Source organism: Microcoleus sp. Pol12B4 (assembly GCF_036701385.1).
Classification (GTDB): domain Bacteria; phylum Cyanobacteriota; class Cyanobacteriia; order Cyanobacteriales; family Microcoleaceae; genus Microcoleus.
This window is the reverse complement of record NZ_JAUBQR010000351.1, coordinates 1-4,047: the sequence shown is the minus strand read 5'-3', so window position 1 is coordinate 4,047 and position 4,047 is coordinate 1. Positions and strand designations below refer to the sequence as shown.

2 protein-coding genes are annotated in these 4,047 nt (G+C 45.6%); both read left to right on the top strand.

The features are described 5' to 3' along the window. Positions 1 to 722: 722 nt before the first annotated feature. Positions 723 to 2,093, top strand: a complete 1,371-nt coding sequence (gene trxB / locus QUA38_RS27865; RefSeq protein ID WP_333167605.1) for a thioredoxin-disulfide reductase — start codon at positions 723 to 725, stop codon at positions 2,091 to 2,093. A gap of 265 nt (positions 2,094 to 2,358) precedes the next feature. Further along, complete coding sequence (locus tag QUA38_RS27860; RefSeq protein WP_333167603.1) at positions 2,359 to 3,243, top strand: ABC transporter permease; 885 nt, start codon at positions 2,359 to 2,361, stop codon at positions 3,241 to 3,243. The last annotated feature ends 804 nt before the right edge of the window (positions 3,244 to 4,047 follow it).

Below are 4,047 nucleotides of genomic sequence, written 5' to 3'. Positions count from 1 at the left end.
GGGACAATTCGGCATAGTTGACAAAAAACTTATCAAGGCTACTATCTTACCATCATTACTTCTTGGCCACTACCCTTCTCGGCAGTCAAACTTCTCCACTTATTCTGACTGCACACAAACAATATCTTGATTTTTTCCACAAGTTTAAAAAGCAAAATTCCATCTTATCTGCGTTAATCCGCGTTAATCCGCGCCCATCTGCGGTTAAAAATCTGAATCCAATTTTCCCCCATCGCACCTTGCATACCACAACTACGGTATGTTGTCAAACATGGCAAAATGTGCGTTACAATTCTTAAAGCATAAAATGCAGACTTTGCATAAACAATTGTACTTATTACATTTGCAGAGTTCGTTAATTTTACGATTTTAAAAGCTTGCAGCATCAAAAACTTAAATTAGTCATAATACCCCTGGATTTTTAAAATCGTACCACAAGCCTCAAAGCAAGTAAATAGGTAAAATAATTGAGAATGAAGTCAATAATTTTGGTCGTCTTTAGATTTTCTTAAGAATTGAGAGGTCAAAATAGATCGAACATTTAAAACTAAATCGACTTTTAGATTGTTTTTGCTTATTAAAGTAGCTGGAATTGCCCCGAAGACCGATCGACCCTCAACAATAGATACAGATACTCGATCGCACAATGGCATCAAGCCAAACTCGATCAAACTCTGCTAGAATTAGTAAAACGAAGTCGTTATGAGTTTAAGTAAATAGCTATGACCCACGAAACTGTAGAAAACCTAGTAATTATCGGCTCAGGGCCTGCAGGCTATACAGCAGCCATCTACGCCGGGAGGGCAAACCTGAAACCCGTAGTGTTTGAAGGCTACCAAGCGGGAGGCGTCCCCGGCGGTCAACTGATGACCACCACAGAAGTAGAAAACTTCCCCGGTTTCCCCGAAGGCATCACCGGGCCGGAACTCATGGATCGGATGAAAGCTCAAGCAGTGCGCTGGGGTGCCGAATTATACACAGAAGATGTAATTTCTGTGGATTTGACAAAGCGTCCGTTTACAGTGCGATCGGAAGATAGAGAAATCAAAACCCACACGATAGTAATAGCTACAGGCGCGACCGCAAAACGGCTGGGGCTGCCTAGCGAACACGTATTTTGGAGTCACGGCATTTCTGCCTGTGCCATTTGCGACGGCGCTACCCCTATTTTCAAAGGAGTAGACTTAGCTGTAATCGGCGCGGGCGACACAGCAGCGGAAGAATCTATTTATTTGACAAAATACGGCTCTCACGTACATATGTTGGTGCGGCGCGCTCAAATGCGCGCCAGCAAAGCCATGCAAGACCGAGTGCTGAACAATCCCAAAATTACCGTGCACTGGAACACCGAAGCAGTGGATATTTTGGGCGAAGCGGGTGGCAAAATGGACGGGGTGAGAATTAGAAATATCCAGACCGGCGCCGAGAGCGATTTGCTGGTGAAAGGATTGTTTTATGCGATCGGTCACACTCCCAACACTCAACTGTTCCAAGGTCAGCTAGAACTCGACGAAGTAGGCTATATCGCCACCCAACACGGTTCGGTAGAAACCAGCGTCGAGGGAGTTTACGCCGTCGGCGACGTGCAAGACCACGAGTTTCGCCAAGCAATCACTGCAGCCGGCAGCGGTTGTATGGGGGCGATGCTGGCAGAACGTTGGCTGTCAGTTAACGGTTTAACGCAGGAATTCCATCAAACCGAGGAATCCGAGCAACCTACAGCAGCGCCGGAAGCTCAAAAAGTACGCAAAACCAGCGATAACTTTGATATCAACGACACGCGCCACGAAGGAGGCTATGCTTTGCGGAAGTTGTTCCACGATAGCGATCGACTGATTGTGGTCAAATATGCCTCTCCGAGTTGCGGCCCTTGCCACAGCCTCAAGCCGATTTTGAGCAAAGTAGTAGATGAGTTCGAGGGCAAAATCCACTACGTGGAAATTGACATCGAAGAAGATCCAGAAATTGCTGAAAATGCTGGCGTGATTGGTACGCCGACGATTCAGTATTTCAAAAACAAAGATTTGGTAGCTGATCTCAAAGGAGTTAAGCCGAAAAGCCAGTACCGCGAGTTAATTTCCAGTAATTTGTAGGAATTTGATCGATTTTAGATTTGAGGTTTGCCAAGAGAGATTTAATCTAAACTCAACTGGCGTCCCACCTGCCGAAAACCCGGTTTCTCTCCTGCGCGCCAGTCCAGTTCAGGGGAGAAACCGATTTTTTTTTAGCCCCATCGTGCGAAAAAACCCGGTTTGTCGCGAGTGTTTGGCGAATGAGAAAGAGGATTTTTGACTGTTCCGGGTTTTTTCGCCTGAGTGCTACTAAAATCGAAAAGTCTTATATAGGTCGATCGTCATTATGGCTCAAAGCCGCCTCCGACTGCCGCGATTTCTCAACAGTGCCTCACCGTCAAGCCTGTCAATGAAAATGATGTGGGCAGGTTTGACAATAACTGTCGTGTTTATATTGGTAGCCACCTTGTCTCCAGCTATGCAAGCTTGGGGATGGCTGCAAAATCCTACCGAGGCTTTGAGTAACCCCATCCACGAACCGCCGTCGGCGAATTATTGGTTTGGTACTAGCCGCAGTGGCTACGATGTATTTTCCCGCACGCTGTTTGCTTCTCGGGCTGCTTGGCAAGTGGTAATTTTAGCCACTGCTTTGAGTTTGTTTATCGGTGTCCCGCTGGGTTTGGTTAGCGGTTATTTGGGCGGTAAGCTCGATCGAGTGTTGTTATTTTTAATGGATACAATTTATACTTTGCCGGGGCTGCTACTTTCTTTGACGCTAGCGTTTGTAGTGGGGAAAGGAGTTTTGAATGCTGCGATCGCCCTGAGCATTTCCTACATCCCTCAGTACTACCGCGTCGTCAGGAATCACACCGTCAGCGTCAAAACCGAATTGTTTGTCGAAGCCGCGCGAGCAATGGGTGCTGACACTTGGACAGTGCTTTCGCGCTACCTGTTTCTGAATGTGATTCAGAGCGTACCTGTGCTGTTTGCGCTCAACGCTGCCGATGCAATTTTAACATTAGGAGGTTTGGGGTTTCTCGGATTAGGACTTCCCGAAGCAACTCCCGAATGGGGACACGACTTGCGTTTAGCTTTAGATGCGCTACCTACTGGCATTTGGTGGACGGCTTTGTTTCCCGGTTTGGCGATGACTTTAATGGTGGTGGGACTGTCTTTGGTGGGGGAAGGATTAAACGAATTTGTCAACCCTCGCCTGCGGAATCAGCAGTAATTTGTCTCGCGGTTAAATTAAGTTGGCAGTCAGGACTTTAGTGCTTATTCACAAATATAAAAAAAACTGAAGTCCTGACTAGAAACAGGCAATATAAAGAGATGGTAATCTCTGCCCGATTAATTACTATATCTTTCTCTCAATCAGGTTAATTCTTTCTAGGTAGTCAACCTTCGTTGGGTTGTCAATATAGACGCGGATCGGAAATTTTGCTTGATAGCTTCATCTTCTAAAGGTCAAGCCACATAATTTAAACCAGAGCAGAGGATCAAGCAAGGCTCTGTGCTTTCTGATGAGACGCTGTAAATAATAACAAAATTTTGAGCATCGCACCAACGTCCTACCGTTCCATTGCTTTAAGTATCCTGGAGTTTAGGTCTTCTCTAACCATAGCAAGCACATCGTTAACTGGCAAATTTTTCTTCCCTGGCGGAGTTATCATCAGGCAGTTGCATCAACATCCGCTGGGGAATTTTTTGCGTCTGCTTGAAATTATCAAGACAATTGGGGAATGCTACCTAAAATTTATTGAGGGGCTTTATGGAATCTTCACAGTGTCACGATATATTTAAAGGGATCGTGAAGTTATACTTCCGGAAGATGGCGAATTGTGTTGTTTGTGAGAAAAAAGTGCGATCGCGACAGTGCGCACTGAAAGCCAAAAAATTTTAGAGAAATCCGCAGTCGAGAGTTGCGCGGCGGGTTAACTCTTAGTAGAATTTATCCGGGTGGTTTTTGCCATTGACGCGACAAACTCGTGTCGAACTGCTTAAATAAGAATGTGACGTTAAGAACTTAATGTGA

Bases quoted from the DNA above. Each gene is read 5' to 3' on its own strand.
- trxB (WP_333167605.1), top strand. From the start codon at position 723: ATGACCCACGAAACTGTAGAAAACCTAGTAATTATCGGCTCAGGGCCT.
- QUA38_RS27860 (WP_333167603.1), top strand. From the start codon at position 2,359: ATGGCTCAAAGCCGCCTCCGACTGCCGCGATTTCTCAACAGTGCCTCA.